The sequence below is a fragment of the Methylorubrum pseudosasae genome, from assembly GCF_029504475.1.
GTDB lineage: Bacteria > Pseudomonadota > Alphaproteobacteria > Rhizobiales > Beijerinckiaceae > Methylobacterium > Methylobacterium extorquens.
Window position 1 is genome coordinate 1254827 of sequence record NZ_JAQGDU010000002.1, and the last position, 18371, is coordinate 1273197.

At 65.1% G+C, this 18371-nt stretch carries 20 protein-coding genes and 2 pseudogenes; 7 read left to right on the forward strand and 15 right to left on the reverse strand.

The window, feature by feature from the left end:
* The first annotated feature begins 43 nt into the window (after positions 1-43).
* The gene (locus M2437_RS06790) at positions 44-490 is read left to right on the forward strand and encodes a UCP034077 family protein (protein ID WP_253386900.1); all 447 of its coding nucleotides are present in this window, start codon (positions 44-46) and stop codon (positions 488-490) included.
* A gap of 123 nt (positions 491-613) precedes the next feature.
* Positions 614-874 (forward strand): hypothetical protein, encoded by a 261-nt coding sequence (locus tag M2437_RS06795; RefSeq protein WP_056113270.1) that lies wholly within the window; start codon positions 614-616, stop codon positions 872-874.
* A 72-nt stretch (positions 875-946) separates the two neighbouring features.
* Here the strand turns inward: M2437_RS06795 and M2437_RS06800 are convergent, their stop codons facing one another.
* Positions 947-1264 carry a hypothetical protein gene (locus tag M2437_RS06800; RefSeq protein ID WP_253386901.1) on the reverse strand — a complete coding sequence of 106 codons (318 nt, stop codon included), beginning with the start codon at positions 1262-1264 and terminating at the stop codon, positions 947-949.
* 352 nt (positions 1265-1616) lie between these two features.
* Here M2437_RS06800 and M2437_RS06805 point away from each other — a divergent pair, with 352 nt between their 5' ends.
* Positions 1617-2240, forward strand: coding sequence for a hypothetical protein (locus M2437_RS06805; RefSeq protein ID WP_253386902.1), 624 nt, complete (start codon positions 1617-1619; stop codon positions 2238-2240).
* Between the two features lie 112 nt (positions 2241-2352).
* Here M2437_RS06805 and M2437_RS06810 read toward each other — a convergent pair whose 3' ends face one another.
* The 5 genes from M2437_RS06810 to M2437_RS06830 form a co-directional block, all read right to left on the reverse strand.
* Positions 2353-3456 carry a TAXI family TRAP transporter solute-binding subunit gene (locus M2437_RS06810; RefSeq protein ID WP_253386903.1) on the reverse strand — a complete coding sequence of 368 codons (1104 nt, stop codon included), beginning with the start codon at positions 3454-3456 and terminating at the stop codon, positions 2353-2355.
* Positions 3457-3501: 45 nt separating this feature from the next.
* Positions 3502-3750: a hypothetical protein gene (locus tag M2437_RS06815; RefSeq protein ID WP_499006559.1), complete on the reverse strand. Its 249-nt coding sequence runs from the start codon at positions 3748-3750 to the stop codon at positions 3502-3504.
* Positions 3751-4045: 295 nt separating this feature from the next.
* The gene (locus M2437_RS06820) at positions 4046-4567 is read right to left on the reverse strand and encodes a hypothetical protein (RefSeq protein ID WP_499006561.1); all 522 of its coding nucleotides are present in this window, start codon (positions 4565-4567) and stop codon (positions 4046-4048) included.
* Between the two features lie 538 nt (positions 4568-5105).
* A complete protein-coding gene (locus tag M2437_RS06825) occupies positions 5106-5768 on the reverse strand; it encodes a substrate-binding domain-containing protein (protein ID WP_253386905.1) in 663 nt (220 codons plus the stop codon).
* A gap of 129 nt (positions 5769-5897) precedes the next feature.
* Positions 5898-6092, reverse strand: a complete 195-nt coding sequence (locus tag M2437_RS06830; RefSeq protein WP_253386906.1) for a LysR family transcriptional regulator — start codon at positions 6090-6092, stop codon at positions 5898-5900.
* 266 nt (positions 6093-6358) lie between these two features.
* On the opposite strand from M2437_RS06830, the gene M2437_RS06835 reads away from it, so the two are divergent.
* The 3 genes from M2437_RS06835 to M2437_RS06845 all read left to right on the forward strand — a co-directional run bounded on the left by M2437_RS06835 (position 6359) and on the right by M2437_RS06845 (position 8862).
* Entirely contained in the window at positions 6359-6667 is a 309-nt protein-coding gene (locus M2437_RS06835; RefSeq protein ID WP_147017553.1) for a hypothetical protein, read from the forward strand.
* A gap of 396 nt (positions 6668-7063) precedes the next feature.
* On the forward strand, positions 7064-7912 hold the full coding sequence (locus M2437_RS06840; RefSeq protein WP_499006564.1) for a GAF domain-containing protein: 849 nt from the start codon (positions 7064-7066) through the stop codon (positions 7910-7912).
* Positions 7913-8007: 95 nt separating this feature from the next.
* Entirely contained in the window at positions 8008-8862 is an 855-nt protein-coding gene (locus M2437_RS06845; RefSeq protein ID WP_499006566.1) for a putative bifunctional diguanylate cyclase/phosphodiesterase, read from the forward strand.
* A gap of 354 nt (positions 8863-9216) precedes the next feature.
* Here the strand turns inward: M2437_RS06845 and M2437_RS06850 are convergent, their stop codons facing one another.
* Together M2437_RS06850 and M2437_RS06855 are read right to left on the reverse strand one after the other, a co-directional pair.
* The gene (locus M2437_RS06850; protein ID WP_253386908.1) at positions 9217-10668 is read right to left on the reverse strand and encodes a sensor domain-containing diguanylate cyclase; all 1452 of its coding nucleotides are present in this window, start codon (positions 10666-10668) and stop codon (positions 9217-9219) included.
* A 449-nt stretch (positions 10669-11117) separates the two neighbouring features.
* Positions 11118-11998 (reverse strand): annotated as a pseudogene (locus M2437_RS06855) (aldo/keto reductase family oxidoreductase).
* Between the two features lie 94 nt (positions 11999-12092).
* Between M2437_RS06855 and M2437_RS06860 the strand changes: the two are divergent.
* Positions 12093-13001 carry a LysR family transcriptional regulator gene (locus M2437_RS06860; RefSeq protein WP_012254999.1) on the forward strand — a complete coding sequence of 303 codons (909 nt, stop codon included), beginning with the start codon at positions 12093-12095 and terminating at the stop codon, positions 12999-13001.
* Positions 13002-13320: 319 nt separating this feature from the next.
* On the opposite strand, the pseudogene M2437_RS06865 reads toward M2437_RS06860, so the two are convergent.
* The 7 genes and pseudogenes from M2437_RS06865 to M2437_RS06895 form a co-directional block, all read right to left on the reverse strand.
* Positions 13321-13551 (reverse strand): annotated as a pseudogene (locus M2437_RS06865) (IS1 family transposase); the annotation flags it as partial.
* Positions 13552-13733: 182 nt separating this feature from the next.
* Positions 13734-14618 carry a YsnF/AvaK domain-containing protein gene (locus tag M2437_RS06870; protein WP_253386909.1) on the reverse strand — a complete coding sequence of 295 codons (885 nt, stop codon included), beginning with the start codon at positions 14616-14618 and terminating at the stop codon, positions 13734-13736.
* Positions 14615-15106, reverse strand: coding sequence for a YsnF/AvaK domain-containing protein (locus tag M2437_RS06875; protein WP_012255013.1), 492 nt, complete (start codon positions 15104-15106; stop codon positions 14615-14617). Before M2437_RS06875 ends, M2437_RS06870 begins: the two co-directional genes overlap by 4 nt.
* Positions 15103-16077 (reverse strand): PhnA-like protein, encoded by a 975-nt coding sequence (locus M2437_RS06880; protein ID WP_253386910.1) that lies wholly within the window; start codon positions 16075-16077, stop codon positions 15103-15105. The genes M2437_RS06875 and M2437_RS06880 overlap by 4 nt, the downstream gene beginning before the upstream one ends.
* Before the next feature lie 48 nt (positions 16078-16125).
* Entirely contained in the window at positions 16126-16386 is a 261-nt protein-coding gene (locus M2437_RS06885) for a GlsB/YeaQ/YmgE family stress response membrane protein (RefSeq protein WP_003598482.1), read from the reverse strand.
* Between the two features lie 101 nt (positions 16387-16487).
* Positions 16488-16670 carry a hypothetical protein gene (locus M2437_RS06890; protein WP_012605360.1) on the reverse strand — a complete coding sequence of 61 codons (183 nt, stop codon included), beginning with the start codon at positions 16668-16670 and terminating at the stop codon, positions 16488-16490.
* 139 nt (positions 16671-16809) lie between these two features.
* Positions 16810-18312 carry a helix-turn-helix transcriptional regulator gene (locus M2437_RS06895; protein ID WP_253386911.1) on the reverse strand — a complete coding sequence of 501 codons (1503 nt, stop codon included), beginning with the start codon at positions 18310-18312 and terminating at the stop codon, positions 16810-16812.
* Positions 18313-18371: the final 59 nt, after the last annotated feature.

Below are 18371 nucleotides of genomic sequence, written 5' to 3' on the forward strand. Positions count from 1 at the left end.
ATGGTGGGCTCGGTGTGAGATTGCGCAAGACCGGAGCAGCACAATGAAAACGCTTCAGGTGCGCTTCATAGCGCTCGCGGTGATCTTAGGGGGCGCTTCGGCAGCGCCTTCGACGCTGGCTTGGGCTCAAACGGCCGTCTCGCCCGCAGTCAACAATTGGGCTGAGCTCCGAGCCGCACTGGCATCCTGCTGGACGGTGCCGGCGGACACGGAAGGTTCGCAGATCGCCTTCCGTTTCGGCCTGAACAAGACAGGGGGTATGCGGGGCCCAGCGCTCGTCACGTCACGTCAGCTTAAGGGCGATCAGGAGGCGCGGAAACGGTTCGAGGATGCCGCCTTCGAGGCGCTGTCTCGGTGCTTTCCGATGAGGATCACCCCCGCATTCGGAGCCATCCTCGGCGAGAGCCCCATCAGGCTGAGACTCGTCAACGCCCCACCGACGGCAGCGTACCAGATCAACAACAACATCACGATCTTCGCGCCACGATGAAGCTGCTTCGCAGGCCGTCGCTACCGACTTCGAGCGAATCCTGGCCCAGCAGCACGAAATTGATTGGACGCCGGGCGACTGACGCACCGCGCGCAAGATCACCGCTCCTACTCGCAGTTAGCCATGCCGTCAGAAGACCACGATCTCGAGCTTTCCCCCCTGTCCGGCCCCGTGATGCGAGAGGGCGTGACGGTCTTGGTCTATATCTACCGCTTCGCCGGTACCGATGAAGGCTGGACCCTTGAGGTGGTCGATCATGAGGATGGCTCGACTGTCTGGGAGGGGGCCTTCGACACGGACGTTGAGGCCTACGAGGCTTTTGAGCAGTGCATCCAAGAGGACGGCATCAGGACTTTCACAGAGGATGCACCGACGCGGCACTGATAGCGAGCCTGAGGGTGATTTCACGGTGATTGCAGCGGGCTGGCCGCGAAGGGCTTGTCCTCAGTACCCAACTCAGTGCCCACGGACGCGCGGAGGCCAGACGGCGGCAGCGACGACACCAGACATTCTCCGCGCGCTCGCGATCGCTGCTCGCACGACGGCGTCAGCGCCTTCAGCTTCAGCACGCTTTTCCAGATCAAGCAGCTGCTGAAAAAGATGTTCCTGCTCGCTGAGGGGAAAATTGGGTTGCTCTCGCGCCAACAACGCAACAAGTTCGCGCATGAAGCGGCAGCCTTCTTCCTGGGCTTGCTCGGCCATGACCAATTCTCCGACGACGCGTTTCGCCGATTTTCCTGGTACGATGGCCCATGCCGTTGCGCTCCAATCCATGTTGCTTCCCGGATGGATGGCAGACGGGCGATCTTGGTCCCGGCGGGTCGGCGCCGCCTCCTCCAATGGCTCGTGCTTACGAAAATGCCCCGCGCGGCTGAGCCGGCGGGGCAAGTCTTCGGAGGGACCGCCACAGTCCACTGAACGGGCAATCCGCTTCCGAAAGCGTTGTTCAAACTCAGTGCGAAATCATACTGTCCGAGAAGATCAAAACCTGCAACGGCTGAGCTGGGCGGGATTGATGCGACGTGAGTTGCCGACGCTCGTCCCTCGTCGTTTCGGTTCCGGCAACTGAACCCGCGCCGACGCAGGAGGTTGAGCAGGGGCCAACAAGAAGCCTTGGAGGAAACCAATGTCCCGTCTGCATCTACTCTGCGGAGCTGTCGCTTTCGCCGCCTTCAGTTTTGCCCCGGCAGCGTTTGCGCAGGAAGGCGGCCCATGCACGGATGATATCGCCAAGCTGAAACGTGAACTCGGTACACAGGTCGGGATGGGGGCACCTGTCTCGGAGCCGGATTACGGTCAGCAGAAAGGCCCCAATGATACAGCAGGTAGGAGCGCCACAGCGGGCGCTGCGACCACTAACACGGCCAAGCCGGTCGGAACTCCAGAGACGGATCGCGCACAGCAAGGCGGCGCCTCCCGTGAGAGTGGCGGCTCCCCGGGCACGGTCGGTGGCGTTTCTGGACCGGTCGGCGCTGCCGCTGGTTCAGGGCAGGCCGATGCTGTTGCGGCCGGTCGCGTGGCGACTTCACCCGAGGACGTCCGTCGTCAGTCGGAGAACCGCCCGACCGCTGCTGCGGACGCGGCGAAAGGCGGCGATGCTAAAGCTTCACCCGAACGCTCGTCCGAAGATAAGGTCTCTCAGGCTAAAATGGCGCTACAAAAAGCGGTGGACCTGAACGCCAAGGGTGACCAGAGCTGCCGTGAGGCCGTCAAGCAGACTCAAAACCTGATGCCCCAGCAAGGTCGTTGAGCAGCGAGTGCTGCAACGACAGACATACGACTGGAACGGATGAACCCACGGCTGTCGACTTTAGATTAGTCGGCCGGAAAAGCTGGCGATCAGAAAGCCGGATTTTGGGTGGTCACCGCGCTTGGCGCCACTTCAGATAGGCTTGGTAGATCTCCTCCTTTCCGGCCGGTCGCTCGGGCTGTGACTGGAAGAACCGGTCCAGATCCGGCTGGGCAGCGGCCTCCTGCTCCTTGTGGCGGTCGAGCCACTCTTGCGCCGGCCGGAAGCGCCTCCAGCCCTTCACCGAGGCCGCGAAGTTGACCTCCCGCCATTTCGGATGCCGCTGCGGAGCCAGAAACTTGTCGAACTGGCCGAAGAAGGCGTCGACGAAGCGGACGAGCTTCTCATAGCGCGCTGATCCCTTCGGGCTGTTGTAGACCCCGAGGACCGTGCCGACCGCGACGGTCTCCACCGCCTGTTCGCCGACAAACTTCGGATAATCAGTCCGCGTCAGGGTCGCGGGGACATAGGCTTCATTCATCGTGTCCGGGTAGGGCGCCGTCACGAAGTGGAAGCGCTCACCCGGATCGAAGCTCGCAATGAAAGCCACCGGCTTAGCCGCCACCGACACGACAGCCTGAATCTCGCCGTTGCGTAGCATCTCGAGGGCGGTGGGCTGATCGACGTTGATCCCTTCCACAGTGACGCCGAGCTCGCGGAACATGGCCCGGCCGCTGTAGTCGGTGCCGCTGCCCTTGACGTCGAAGCTGACCCGCTTGCCGGCAAGATCGCTAACGGTCCGGACCGAATTCGGAGCGATGATATGTAGCTCGTCGTCGAAGAGCTTGGCAATGTATTGGATTTGCCGCTCAATGTTGCTCAGGCGCTTGTCTTGCCGCAGCTGGTCCAGGGTATCGGTGCGAACGAAGCCCAGATCAACACCCTTCAGGAACCGGATATCATAGGCGTTTTCGCCTGCTCCCTTGCCGAGCATCGGCAAGATCCGCAGCTTATCGCCGTCATCCAGCACGAAGGCGAGCTCGGCGCCGACGCGGAAGTAGGTTCCGCCGGGCGTGCCGGTCACCACCGTGACGGTGTTGGCGTTCATGCGCTCGCCGAGGGCAGCTTCCGTTGCGGGGGCGGCCTCGACCGGTGCGGTGTCTGGGGCTGCCGCGACAGGGTCGTTCGCCATCAGGGCGATCCCGATAAGGGCGGCGTACAGGCCAAGCCTCGACATGTGCGTGTCCCTCGGTGATTGTCGAACTTTCTTCAAGGCGTGCTGTCAGCGGCCCGTCGCGGCGAGCAGCCGCTCATCCGTCTGGTTCTGAGCTGCGGCCTTCGCGTAAAGGCTCCTGGCGAGATCCGGATCGGCCCGCAGGCCGCGCACGTTCCAGCGCCGCAGCATGTCCGCATCCCAGGTCTGTGCCAGGAGGAAGGTCGCGTTCGGTGCGTTGCGCGCCTGTGCACGCTCCAGCAGAAGTCGGGCGCCGCTGATATCGCCGAGCCGTATCAGGCCCCTGGCTCGCTCCACCAGTGGGTCCGCCTGGAGCGTCGGCCGTGTGGTCTCCACGGGACGTTTGAGCCGCGCAGCCTCGCCCTCAGCGGCGGGCCTTTTCTCTGTGACGGCGGGCGAGGCCGGACGGTCGATCCCCGCTGTGTTCGTGAGAGGTGTGCCACGGGCCGACGGCACCACGACGCCCTCGGCCGTGGCCGATGCATCGGGAGCGGCAGCGCTGGCGATGACTTGAGGGGGCGACAGGGTTCCGCGAGTCGCAGCCGCAGGCTTCTCGGGGCTGCGTGGTTCGTCGCCGGCAGCAGTGGCCCGATCAGGACCGTCGGGGCGGAAACTGACGTTGAGAAGGCTCGTTGCGACATCGACCTGCCCACCGGACCCCGCAGTCCAGATCGCCGCGACGGCGAGCGAGAACCGGCTCTCGCGCTCGTCGGTTTGCGTGATTTGTGATGTTCGGGAGATCCCACGCTTTGATGTCTACGTCCCTTGTCTCGTCTGACGGCGAGAAAGTGTTGGTCGAGTCGCTGATCGTCACGCCTTGGGGCAGGCCCAGCAGGAGGATGGATTCGATCGAGACCCTGCCTGTGCGGACAAGCTTGATTTCCAGCGGGAGAGGGGTGCCGAGTTTCCCGGAGACATCGTGTGCAGCAAAGAAGAGATCAGATGTCTTGCCCTGACCGGGATCTGCATCGCTTCTGCTGCCGGGTGCCGCGACGTCGGCAGGAGGTTGGCCGTCCGCGACTTGCGCCGATGCCGGAAGACTAAAATAGAATACCGAAACGAGCGCTACCATTGCCGGGATGTAACCGGCCATATTCGTGCGATGCGTTTCCATCGGATGCAATCCTTGTCAGGCGCGTTCCGCTAGAAGTTAGCATCGGATACAGTGCTTCCTACTTTGCGTCAATTAATTTTGGTTAGTATTTGCCTCGCGGGTGCGGGCAATTGCGGCGAACTCAGCCGTATTCCGAGCGATGCCGACGCAAGATTTCGTGATGCCAACGGAATCGAGGCTGGTTCACGGCCGCCGGCGGTCGTCTTTCTGCCAGTTCGCACCGTTGCGCTCTTCGGGTGCAATCGAGCAGGCGTCTGCAATGAACTGGCGCCGCCCGGCTCAGCCGCGGCGAGGTTCTTCCGTGCATCAGCCTACATCGAGCTGCTCCGCCCGAACTACCCCGGAAGATTTATTCGGTGGCCTGCGCTTGGGGTGAGTGTCCACATGCGCGATCCGAGATCCCCATCGGGCCGATCACACCGTCGTGCATGAAACGCCGGAGGACGTGGTGCAGGCGCCACGTGTGGAACGACGGGCAAAAGAGCCGTGACCAAGAAGTGATGGAGGGCCCACTTCCGATCCTCAAGAGCCATCAGGCTCAGCTCTTGTGTTCTCTTGAGAGGCGGTAACCCGTTGTTTCTGCTGCGCGCACGCGCACCGCAGCAACCAACTCATCGAACACGGGGGAAGCGAGAGAGCGGCTCGCCGCGAGATAGTATGTCTCCCAGCCGACCGAGGGGAAATCGAGGCCGAGCCGTTCGGCCGCAACGCGCACGCCGAGTCCGGCATCAGCCGCTCCGCAGGCGATCATCGCCGCGACCGCCTGATGCGTGAACTCCTCAACGGCGTAGCCTTGGATCGCGTCCGGCGAAAGACCGGCCTTCGCCAGCATGCGGTCGAACCAACTGCGCGTGCCTGATCCCGGCTGGCGATTGACGTAGCGCACCCCCTCGGCGGTCAGGTCGGCGAGGGTGCGGATTCCGAGCGGATTGCCGGGGGCGAGCAGCAGCCCCTGCTCGCGCTCGAACAGCGGGCACGGCACGAGCCCAGCGCTCGAACTCACGCCCGAGAACGGAACATCCGCTTGTTCGGGGGTCAGCGCCCCGCAATGGAAGCCCGCAGCATCGACGCCGTCGTCAAGGAGGAGCTTCACCGCCGTGCTGCTGCCCATCACCGACAGTCGGATCTGGCCGTGCTCGGCCGGGATCTCGCGCAGGACCTCGATCAGCAGCGGGTCGTGACTGGCTGCGAGCGTCAGCACTTCGGATCGGCCGGTGAGCAGACGCCGCAGACGATGCTCGATGGCGCGGGTCTCGCGTCCGAGGTTCGCGTCTAGCCCCGCGACCGCGGAGGTGAGAGCTTCGGCCAGGGCAGCCCCGAACTCCGTGAGTTAAGAGCCCTGGCCCCGGGTCTTGCGCACGAGCGGCTGGCCGAGAGCCATTTCGTACATCTGCAATCGGCACCAAGCCGTGCGATAGGACAGGCCAAGGGTCTCGCTCAGCCCCTTGATCGACTTCGTCCTCGCGATCGCTTCGAGCGCCACCATCAGGTCAGACACCTCAAGCACGTTCGAACCGATTTGCATCGAACCGACGAGTCGGACGGAGACGACAACAGCCCCCTATCGGCAGTCGAATTCATATTGATGGCGCTCCAATTGTCGTAGACAACCGGATACGCCAAAATCTCGTGTCGCGTCGCGGCATAACGGACGCCCGATCGAGGTGACGCGGGTCGAGGGGCGGGTAGCCGCCGCGTGCGACGCCTTGCAGTGCAGGAAACACGCCTTCGAACAGTCGAACCTTGCCAGATTTCGTCGAAGTCGTTGGAGCCGATCCGGAAGCTTGAGCAATGGCTGCTTTTCTGACCGTCGGCGACCTTTTCAAAGCTAAGACCGTCACCGACGAGCAGGTGAGCGCGGCTGTCGAGACGTATCTGATGAAGCCCGACACATCGGCGCATACGATCGCCGACGGCTACACGGTGGACCTTGCTGCGGCCGTCGAGAGCCATGGCTGGGCAAGCCAAATCACGGCCCGTCCGAAAACAAATCCCATTCTGAAGCGAGCGGCGGTTCAGACGGCGATCCTGCTGGCCCGTGTGAGGAGGGCGCGGACCAGAGTCAAAAGGGATCGGACCATCCCCGCGGGCGAGCCATGAAGCAATCGGTGCTTCATTCAGCGATGGGGTTCGCGCGTTTCCCCTTCCCGGAGCGAAGCAAATACCGCTTTTCTGCATGCAGCAGGAATCCTGCGCGGTGCTCTGATTGCCGACATCGGCCCCGTGATCGAGCGCACCCGCCCTCACATCGGGGATTGGTAGCGGACTGGGACGCTTCCGTTCGGATGGGCAGCACCGAGATGGGACAACAACAACGGACCTCGATAATGCCCGTTCATTCCCCGCTGACGATATCCTTGGGCCGCGGGTGCAATTGCCATGGCCTGGGCAGGAAGCGGTAACGTCTGTCGGGGCATGTATGCATTCGCAAATCGAGGCTCGGAGTAATCGGCGTACTGCCGGCTGCTTCTCCTTGTGGAGAATGGCAAACATCCGATGTCTGGAACGGCTTGCCGCGAGCGTCTCGAAGAAGACCGTTTGAATGCGCTCCAGGCACTCAACCTCCTCGACACACCCCCGAACGAGAGCTTCGACCGCATCACACGGATGGCCAGCCAGATCTTCAACCTGCCGATCTCGGCGGTGTCGTTGACGGATCGCGACCGGCAATGGTTCAAGTCGCGCATCGGTGTCGATCACTGCTCCATCCCACGGGACAAGGCGCCGTGCGGGCAGGTCGCCGAAAGCGCCGAAGTTCTCGTGATCCCCGATTTCGCGCAGGACGCCTTCTACGCCGACAGCGTGCTCGGCCGCTCCGGCATCCGCTTCTATGCCGGCGCACCGCTGGTCACGCGCGAAGGCTACAGCCTGGGTGCCCTATGTGTCCTCGGAACCGAGCCCCGCACGGTCTCTCCGGCCGAGATCGCCGCCCTCACGGACCTCGCCGCGATGGTCATGGCGCAGATCGAGTTGCAGCACGCTTTCGGCCGGGTCGATCCGTTGAGTGGTCTGCCCAGCCGGAACCAGTTCCTGGACGACCTCGCCGATCTCGCCGCCGAGCATCCGAACGAGGCCAGGATCGCTGTGCTCATCGATCTCGGCCGACCCGAGCAGAGGTCAGTGCCTATAGCCGCGTCATGGGTCCGGGCCGCGTCGACGATCTGGTGCGGGAGGCCGCGCGGGAGTTGCGGCGCCTCATCGGCCCAGGGCGCAAACTCTACCACACGGCGGCCACGCAGTTCACCTTTCTCGCTCCACGCGGGGCTCAGCAGGACGACTATGTCCGCCTCCTCGCGGACGAGCACCGGCAGGCGCGGCAGCGCTCCATTACTGGGATGCTGCTGACAAGCGCGATCGGTGTGAGCGTGTTCAAGCCTTGCACGACGGCGCCACAAGACGCGCTTCGCTCCCTCTACAGCGCGGTCCAGGACGCGCGGTCGTTGCACGATCTCATCAGCGTCTACTCGTCCGTTGCCGACGAGGCCTACCAGCGCCGGTACCAACTGCTCCAAGATTTCGGGCCGGCCCTCCGCGCCGACGACCAGCTACGCCTCGTTTTCCAGCCGCGCATCGACCTGTCTACCGGTCGATGCATCGGCGCGGAGGCGCTGCTGCGCTGGGACCATCCAGAGTTGGGGCCGGTGTCCCCCGGCGAGTTCGTGCCGGTGATCGAACTCTCGCCCCACGCGCAGGCGATGACGGCCTTCGTTCTTGAGAGGGCGCTGGCGCAGGCGCGCTGCTGGCAGGATGCCGGGCACAGCTTGGTGATGTCGGTCAACATCTCAGCCGCGAACCTGATCGAGTCCGGCTTCGGCCAGTCGGTCGAGGCCGGCCTTCGGCGCCACGGCCTTGCGCCCGGGCAGTTGGAACTGGAAGTGACTGAGAGCGCGATCATGCAAAATGCGGAGCAGGCCCGACGTCAGTTGGACTTGCTGGCCGCGGCCGGCATTCGCTTGGCGATTGACGACTTTGGGACGGGCTACAGCAGCTTGGCCTACCTGCAGGACATCCCAGCGCACGTCGTGAAGATCGATCAAAGCTTCGTGCGCAAGCTCGCGGATGGCGAGCGGGAACGATCGCTCGTCCACTCGATGATCCACCTCTCGCATGATCTCGGCTACCGGGTGGTCGCGGAGGGCATCGAGACGGCGGAGGCAGCCGACCAAGTCAGGGCCATGGCCTGCGATGAAGCGCAGGGCTATCTCTTCGCTCGCCCGCTGGAGATCGGGACATTTGAGACGTGGCTCAGGGAGCATGAGCAGGACGCCCGGTACGAGCCGGCACTGGCCAGCTGATCCGCAACCACTCGGGCGGCCTCGCTCCGCCACCGATCCCCGATGTAGGGGCGGGTCCGCTCGATCGCCGGGTCGATGCCTGCAGAGGGTGGGCTGACGAGTCTTGACGCTGCGCCGGCGCGCGGGCGGCCCTCCTTCGAGCCACTCAATCCGTAAGCGTCGTCCGGGCACGATCTCGGCGGTGTACGCGCCTTCTAGAGCCGTATCCGACCTGATCGCATCAGGCCGGCGTCTCTCGCTCTTTGTCTCAACGCGCATTCTTTCGGCGAACCCGTCACCACTTCGTCGGAATGCGCTCTAGGCTGACTTTCTATCAATTGGTGGCATGGCTCACGCGTCACAGCGCGGACGCTCTCAGCCAGCCATTCGGTGGTCCGCACCGGCTTGATAGGTCTGGGCCGTTCCCTTCCGTGTGCGCTTGGCGGCGTAGAGCGCCGCATCGGCCTGACGAAGGAGGACGTCGCGGTTCTGCGCGGCCGCGCTCGACCACGCGATACCGATTGTTCCCGTCACACGAGCGATGTGGCCATGTCCGTGCATGACGATCTCAAGTTCGTGCAGGAGGCGCCGCACCTTCCGATCAAGTCCTACGCGATCGAGACCGGCCGGCATCACGACCGCGAACTCGTCGCCCCCCAGCCGAGCTGGAAGACAACCGTCATCGCAGAAAGCGCGCAACCGATCGGCGACACCACGCAACACCGCGTCGCCTGCTGCATGGCCGAGGACGTCGTTGACGCCTTTGAAGCCGTCGAGGTCGATCAGAAGCACGGCCACGTCGTCGTCCGCAGCGCGCGCCTCGTGCAGCCGTCCATCGAGAACACGGTGAAACTCGGCCCGGTTGGCCAGCTGGGTCAGGTCGTCGGTGCAAGCGAGGTGGCGCAGGCGCTGCTCCAAGCCGTGCCGTTCGGTGATGTCCTGGATCAGACCGATGAGGGCAACGGGTTTGCCCTTGGCCAACTCGATCTCGCAGGAGTACCGCACGCGCCGCGCGTTGCCTTTGGCGGTTATGAAGTCGCCGTCCATCTCGAACGGCTCGCCCGTGTCCAGCGTGCGCCTGACCGCGGCGACGAAGAGGGAGCGATCGGGCTCGGGGAAATAGTTCATGATCTCGCCGTTCGGCACGCCGGCGCTGACGGGCCGTTCGTGGATGGCGAAGACACCGTCCGACCAGAGGGTGAACTGCTTCTCGATGTCGTATCGGTACGATCCCATGTCGGCCATGCGCTCCGCCTGCTTGAACTGGCGGCGTTCGCGCTCCAGCCGCTCTACGGCTCGACGGTGCTCTTCGGCGGCCTTGGCAGCACGGAGAGCGACGGCCCGGGCCTCAATCAAGGCTTCGGCGACGCAGGCCAACTCTTCGAGAACCTCCAAGTCGTTTGAGGTCGGCTCGCGCGGCCGCTCGTCAAGGACGCAGAGCGTGCCGATAGTAACGTGGCCGCTGTCTGGCCGCCGGACCCGCAACGGGACGCCCGCGTAATAGCGGATATACGGTGAGCCTGTGACGAATGGGCTTTCGGCGAAGCGAGGGTCGAGGCGAGCGTCCGCTACGGTGAGCGGCGCCTCGGTCTCGACCACGACCGGGCAGAACGCCTGAGCCCGCGTCGTCTCCGGTGCCAGGGGACCGCAGCGTGCCTTGAACCATTGGCGCTCCGGAGCAATCAGGGTGATCGAAGACATGCCGGTGCCAAGCATGCGTTGTGCAAGCTTCGCGAGTATATCGAACTCGCGCTCGGGTGGCGTGTCGAGGAGGGCGATCTCGGCCAACGCATTTTGGCGAAGTGCCTCGCGCTGATTGTCCGACATGTGCCGCTCCACCCCCATCTAGCCTCGCCGAGGCAGAATGCGGTGATCGCTGTACGACGACAGGGTTTAACCACCCGTGACGTTGCTCAACGTTTCGTCGATCCCCGTGGACCTCAAAATGCGCGAACACCGCGTCGTCGTTGACGCGAAGCGTCCGCTTACGCCTCGCCTCACGGTGGGGCAGACAGGCGCCTATTTACTGAGTCTCGTCGTCCGGCTCTGTCTCACCACGTCCCAAGGAGCGGACGTTCACAGCGGCCGCTAAGCGTCGAGAGCGGCGTTTCAGCCCTTGCCGGTCCAAGATTGGCTCATGGCGCACAGCAATCAGTGCGTCTCCGATCCGGGTTAGCTAAGTCTTCCAGCTTGCCCGAACCTGCTCCATAGCAGGAAGGTGGCGCCGCCCCGCCACGCTCCTGCGTGGGCGACGGGCGGCCGGGTCAGCTGATACCCTAACCAACTTTGGGCGCCATCGCGATCTGGGCAAGCTCGGCCATCACGTCGTCCGGCAGCGTCAGGTCGGCAGCGGCCAGGTTCTCGCGCAGGTGCGCAACCGATGAGGTGCCAGGAATCAGCAGGATGTTGGGCGCGCGGCGAAGCAGCCAGGCAAGCGCTACCTGCATCGGCGTTGCCCCGAGCCGCTTGGCGACCGCGGATAGGGTTGTCGACTGCAGCGGGCTGAAGCCGCCGAGAGGAAAGAACGGCACGTAGGCCGTGCCGGCCGCCGCGAGTTCCTCGATTAATGCGTCGTCAGCCCGGTGCACGAGGTTGTAGGCATTCTGTACGCAGACGATGTCGGTGATGGACCGTCCCTCCGCGACCTGAGCCGCCGTCACGTTGCTGAGCCCGATGTGACGCACAAGGCCCTGACGCTGAAGGTCGGCCAAGATCGTGAGCGGCGCCTCGATCGAGCCTTCGGCAGGCCCATGCACGTCGAACATGATGCGCAGGTTCACGACGTCGAGCACGTCCACGCCAAGGTTGCGCAGGTTGTCGTGGACCGCGCCTGTCAGATCTTCGGCGGAGTAGGCTGGATTCCAGGAAGCGTCCGCGCCCCGGCTCGCCCCGATCTTGGTGACGATGGTCAGGTCGTCGGATAGGGATGAAGCGCCTCCCGAATGAGCTGGTTGGTCACGTGCGGTCCGTAGAAGTCACTGGTGTCGATGTGGTTCACGCCACTGGCGATCGCCTCCCGCAGGACGGCGATGGCTCCCGCCGAGTCTTTCGGCGGGCCGAACACTCCGGGTCCGGCGAGTTGCATCGCCCCGTACCCCAGGCGCTTCACAATGCGATCGCCCAGCGCGTAGGTGCCGGCTGTGTTGAGGTCGCTCATCAGGTCTCTCCTTTGCGGTGCGTAGGGATTTAGACCCTTCCGCATTGCGCGATAATGCGGTTTAATCGGCACAGGCTGTGCGAGATTGCGAACAATGGCGATGGATCTCGGCGATCTTGCCGCCTTCGTCTCCGTCGCGGAGGCAGGCGGCTTTCGTGAAGGCGCCCGCGCGAGCGGCACGAGCGCCTCCGGATTGAGCGAGGCGGTGCGCCGGCTGGAGACGCGCCTCGGCGTCAGGCTGTTCAACCGCACCACGCGCAGCGTTGCGCCGACCGAGGCCGGCGCGCGTCTCCTTGAGCGTTTGACCCCGGCCTTGGGCGAGGTCGAAGCGGCGCTGGACGTCGTCAACGGCTTTCGCGACCGGCCGGCCGGCACGCTCCGGCTCAACGTGCCGGTCAGCGCGGCGCGCTTGGTGCTGCCCAGGATCGTTCCGCCTTTCCTCGCGGCCTACCCCGATATCCGCCTCGACGTGGTCGCAGAGGACAGCTTCGTGGACGTACTGGCTGCAGGGTGTGATGCCGGCATCCGGTACGACGAGCGGCTCGAACAGGACATGATCGCCGTCCCAATCGGCCCCCGGCAGCAGCGCTTTGCCACCGCGGCTGCGCCGGCCTACCTTGACCGCCACGGCCACCCGCAACACCCGAGCGAGCTTCTGGACCACGCTTGCATCGGAGGACGTTTCGCGAGCGGCGCGACGATAGCTTGGGAGTTCGAGCGCGACGGCGAGGTCGTCCGTGTCAATCCGAGCGGCCCGCTGATCGTGCGTGTCGGAGCCGCGACCGATCTCGCGGTGGACGCGGCGGTCGCAGGTGTTGGCATCATCACGCTGTTCGAGGATTGGCTGCAGCCGCATCTCGACAGCGGCGCCTTGGAGCCCGTGCTGGAGCCCTGGTGGCAACCGTTTTCGGGGCCCTTCCTCTACTATCCCGGGCGCCGCTATCTCCCGGCGCCCCTGCGTGCCTTCATCGACTTCATCGGCCGGCCGCACCGGTCGCGCTGACGGCTCCCTAGGCGCCTCGTCGGCCGGTGCCGAACACCTCAGTCGTGGATGAGAGCGGCGCCGAGGAGGAGCCCGGGCCGCACTCTGCGCCGGCCGCAACCATCGCACGGGCACCGGTGCCGCGCGCGATCTCGTTTTCCCCTGCGCACCTTCGGTCCTGCCGGCTCGAATGTCCGATCGGAAGGCAGAGGCGGACCTGAAAGCAACGGCGACAACGTCAGCAGGCGGTGACCGCCCATGCGACGCGGCTTGGGGAGAAGCTGCGCTGCGAGGAACTCGCGACCGACCACCTGACGGACTTCTCCCACATCTCCGAGCAAGACCGTGCCTTCTTCGAAGATGCGTTCGTGAGCCGGGTGAATCGGCGCATGTGCATCCGCATCGTCAGGTTCTGCTGCTCCACGTAGAACGTGGACACGTGCGCGTCGTCGGGCTTTCCCTCGACGGTGGTCTTACGAATGCCGGTGCATTCGGCGGGGCTGTAGCGGCCTTGCGTGTCGCCCGGCGGGGCGCCGTAGAGCTTCATGAGCTGCACGTCATTACCGAAGGCTCTGATGCAGTAAGAACCGCGGAGCGTCGAAGTACGGCGCCGCCCGCCCGGTGCTAGTTCAGCTCCTTCTCTGCGCCTCGCGTGAACGGTCAGAACCCAGGATGTTTGATAGGAAGGCCGAAGTGAAGCGATAGATAGAGGAGGGAGTGGGAACGGCTTGGCGCCGTTCCCGGGTCGTGTCCTCACACGGGTTTACGCGTGTCCGCGCCGGTGCGGCTGACGTTGCCGCGCTCGTCCTCGACCTCCACCTCGGTGCGCCGCACTTTGTCCGTAATGGTCTCGGTCCGCTGGGACGCGTCCTTGCGGATGCCCACCTCCTCGACGACGCGGGCGTCCTTCGACACCACCGCCTCCTCGCGGCGCTCCGTGGCCTCGATAGTCCTATCCGCGAACAGGGCCTCGTCGGCTGCCGTGACCGGGCGGTCCACGGAGCGGCGCTCGACCTGTACGTTCTCCTCGCGCAGGTTCACTTGCTCGTTGACGGGCGTCTCGACCGCGTAGGATCGGACCCGCACTCGGCCATGCTCGGCCACGCGCTTACCGACGTTGAGCCGCTCCTCGACGACCGGGATGTAGTCCGTCTCGCCCGTCGCTGTGCCGCGCGCTGAGGTGGCGCCGGCAGCCGTTGCCGTGCTGGCAGACGAGGTCGTGCCCGCGGTCGCCGACGAGGCTCCACTGGTGGTCGCGGCGCCGTAGCCGCTCCAGCCTTCTTTGCGCCAGGTTGCCTCGCGCTCGTCGAGATCGACCGAGCCGTGCTCCTCGAGAATGTCCATCGCCCGGTCGACATGCGAAGCCTCGGCCGTGACGGTCAGGAGCGTGCCACCACGGCTCAGGCCCTCGCTGTAGGTGTAGCGGTCCTCTTCCGGCATGAAGGCATCCTTGAGCGAGGCCCAGAACCCACCCTCGTCGCGGGTGTGATCGTAGCCCTGGCTCGTGCCGGCCTGGGCCGTCTGCGTGCCCGCGAGCAGCTTGATCGAGGATTGCGGGATGCCCGCAGCCACGAGCTTGGCCTGGGCGGCTTCGGCCTCGGCGCGGTTGTCATACATGGCGGTTAGGGTCTGGGTCATGGGGTCTGCTCCTTGGGGGGGATTTCGCTGACGTGCCCGTCGGCGGACACGCGTTCGACCACGGCGTGCTGCCTGCGCAGCGTCACCGGAACCTCGACCGCTTCACCCGAAGTGGTCTGGCGAATGTGCACCTCTTCCTTGAGGATGAGGCGCTTCTCGACGACGAGGACTTCCTCCAGGACCGGGATGATGGTCACCCCATTCTCTGTCCTGATCGTTGGGGCGACCTCGCCCTCCGCGATGACCCGGTCGATCGGGATCCGGGTCACGCCGACGACGTCGCTGCGCAGGGTCTCGCGGAGCACGTCGTCGGTGGTTTCGGTGCGGGTCTGCACCCGAACCCGGCCTTTCTCGACCACCCGTTTGTCGATGCGGGCGGTCTCTTCGATAACCGGGATTGTCTCAGTCTCGCCGACCGCGAGTTCGGCTGCAGGCCGGCTTGCCGTCCCGAGCCCGTGCGGGTCGTTCTTGGTCGGGTCCGCGGTCATGCGCGGGGCTGCCTGACCGGGACGCCGACGGTCCGCGTGACCGTCGGATCGACCGCCGCGCTCCGACCGGCGAAGTAGGCGGCCAGCGCGCCGAGGATCAGCGCCAGGGCCCCGTAGAGCGCGGCCTGCGAAGCGGTGCGGGCCGCGGTGTCCGCTGCCTGCTTGGCTTGCTCCTTGGCCTTGGCCGTCGCTTCCTTGAACTGTTGGATATACTGCTGGACCTGGGTCCGGGCCTGCTCCACCGGGATGTTCTGTGCCTTGGCCAGCGCCTGCGCCGCCTTCTCGGAGGCTTGCGCCTGTTGGGCATCGTCCCCGGTGACCGCCGCGCGCATGGCGCTGACGGCTGCGTCCTTGAGCGCGGCCGGATCCTGGCCACCGGCGCCGGAGCGGAGCTGGTTCTCAATGCTGGAGAAGGGATCCGAGATCTTGCTCAGCGAGGGCGCTGCCGTCTGCGCCACAGTCTGGATCGAGCCGCCGGCCGCTCGGCCGAGGCCGCCCACGGCACCGGACGCGGTGTTGAAGGCGCCCCCCACGAGGCCGCTCACGGCCGAGGAGAGCAGGTAGAAGATCACCAAGGTGGTGACCGCCCAGGAGGTCAGGCCGTGGTAGCCGGTGGTGGATTTCGAAGGCTTGCCCGACAGGCGCCCAGCGAGATAGCCGCCGGCAGCGGAAGCGAGGATGCCGGAGACCACCCACCACAACCCTGCGCCCACGCCGAGCGAACTGGCGCCCGGTGTGCCGTCTCCGGCCGGGTCGACCGTCGAGAGGCCGACACCGAGGCCGAGCATGTTCAGGATCACTTGTAGGACCAGGGCCGCGACGGCACCGGCGAAGACGGCGCCCCAGGAGATCTGATTGAGCGCGACGGTACGCAGGTCCTCGGCCGGGGCGACCATACTGGTTTGCGGCACGTGGCGGTCATGGATGTCGCGGTCACCCGGTCCGCGGACTGGGTCTGTGACGGTGGCCATGGCGGACTCCTGAAGTGGGAAAGGGAGGCGAAGGGCGGCGGGGCAGGATCAGAGCACCCGGCGGCGGTCGATCAGGGCGTGGTAGAGCCAAAGCACCACGACTGCGCCGACGACGGCCACCAGCAGGCTGTAGAGATTGAGCCCAGAGACGCCCGGCTGACCGAACTGGTTGAACAGAAAGCCGCCGACGACGGCGCCGACGATGCCGAGCAGGATGTCGACGACGAGCCCCTGGCCGGTGTTGTTGACGATCCGGCTCGCGACGAAGCCGGCGACGAGGCCGAGGATGATCCAGGCGAGGAGAGACATGGGCGTGGCTCCTGATGGTCGCGCAACATCGCGCCGGACCGCTCCGGTGCACGGTGCGCGATGACTCGGATCGAGCGGGCGCGGTTGCGTTGGGCCGCTGCCTAGGTGGGCGGGCGGCGAAAGCGTCTCGGTTTCGGCGCTGTCTGGACGTGCACAGCCTCGATGGTCGCGATCTCGGCCGCGGCTTCCGCCTCCGCCCGTGCGTCACCGAAGACTATGGCAACGGCCTGCTTGATCAGGGCATGCGCGTGGTCATTCGACAGAACCTTGCGGCCCTTGCCCATGGCCCGCACCTCGTGTTGATCTTGCGATCACTGCTGAGAAGCTCGAGCCGAGCAGAGCTACTACAGCCATAAACCGGCCAAACAATCGATGTTCCGGAAGTTTACATATTAATATTTCAAACTAATCGGGTTAGTGTTTCTAGCCTAATTTCCCCGGCTTCGTGTTTCCATTCGGTGCAAACTCGCCGATGCCTCGCTCTCTAGCCCAGACCACGACGGCGCTCCGGCGATTGACCCCGATCTTGCGATAGAGGCTGGCGAGATGGTTGCGCACCGTGCTCAGGGACAAGCCGAGTTCGGCCGCAATCTCCGAGTCGGTGGCGCCCTTGCAAATGCCGAGCAACAGATCGCGCTCGCGACGTGTGAGCTTTTCGACGAGAGCAGCCGGCTTGCCGGGTGGCGGCGGGTTGCGCATCAACGCCAGCTTTTCGATGATGCCATGGCTGAACCAGGACGCGTCCGCCATGACCGTCTCGATGGCGGCGATCAGCTCCGTCTCCGTGCGCTTGCGAGCGGTGATGTCCTGCATCGCGCAGAGGACGAAGGTCTCGCCGTTGATGCGCACCGGCTCGGCCGAGACCAGGCAGTCGAGGATCTCACCTTCCCGGTTCCGCAGGCGAGCCTCGAAGCCTCGGACCTGCCCCGCCTGCTTCAGCATGCGCTTGAATCGGGCCTGCTCGGCCTCCTCCACCCAGAGGCTGTCCTGCGTAGCGACGGTCCCACCCACCGTTCCGGACCGGTGGCTGCCCGGATCTCCGAACATGGCAGCGAAGGCCTCGTTGACGTTCGAGGCCAGCAATGCGTCCGTGCTGAGGAGGGCGGTGGGAACCGGGCTGAGCTGGAAGGCCTTGGCGAAGCGCTCCTCGCTGAGCTTCAGCTCCATCTCGGCTTTGCGGCGATCCTCCAGATCGGCGAAGGTGAACAGCATACAGCGCTCGCCGCCGGGCATTCGGATGGGATGGCCAGCGACGATGACGTACTTCTCACTATCGGCGGGCACATTCAGGCAGGCTTCCATCTGCGGGATGGTGTCGCCAGCGTGCAGGCGTTCGACGGCGAGCGCCCGACACTCTGCCTGCGTCAGCAGGTCGATCTCGCAGAAGGAGTGGCCGAGCACTTGATCACGGGCATAGCCGGTCAGGTCGAGAAAACCCTGGTTGACCTTGACGTAGCGCAGGTCCGCCAAGCGGCAGACCAGGGCCGGTGCCGGGTTGGCCCGGAACATGTCCTCGAAACGGGCCTCGGCCTCGTATCGGTCGCTGACATCCTGCATCACCAGCGCCAAGCCGGTGAGTTGGCCTTCGCTGTCGGTGGTGACGAGGGAGCGGATGCGGTGCATCCATCGCTGCTCCGGAGCGCGGAAGTGGTGCACTTCGACGACCGTGTCCCGGAAGAGCTCACCCGTCAGCAGTCGCTCGACGGGATGCTGAAGCGGGCCGATATCGGCGTGGCTGCGATACTCCAGCACGAAGTTGCGCCGGTACTCGGCGACCGTCTCGCCGAGCTCATCGAGCGCGGCCACGCCGTGCATCGTGAGCGCGGCCCCGTTGGCGTAGGAAATGGTCTGATCCGGCTCGATCAAAATGACACCCTCACTTAAGCCGGCCACGACCTGCCGCATCCGGTCGCTGCGATCCGTCATCTCGCGTCTCCGCCATCCGGATAGACAACGCCGCCGCGCCCGCGCAGGTCACAACGCGA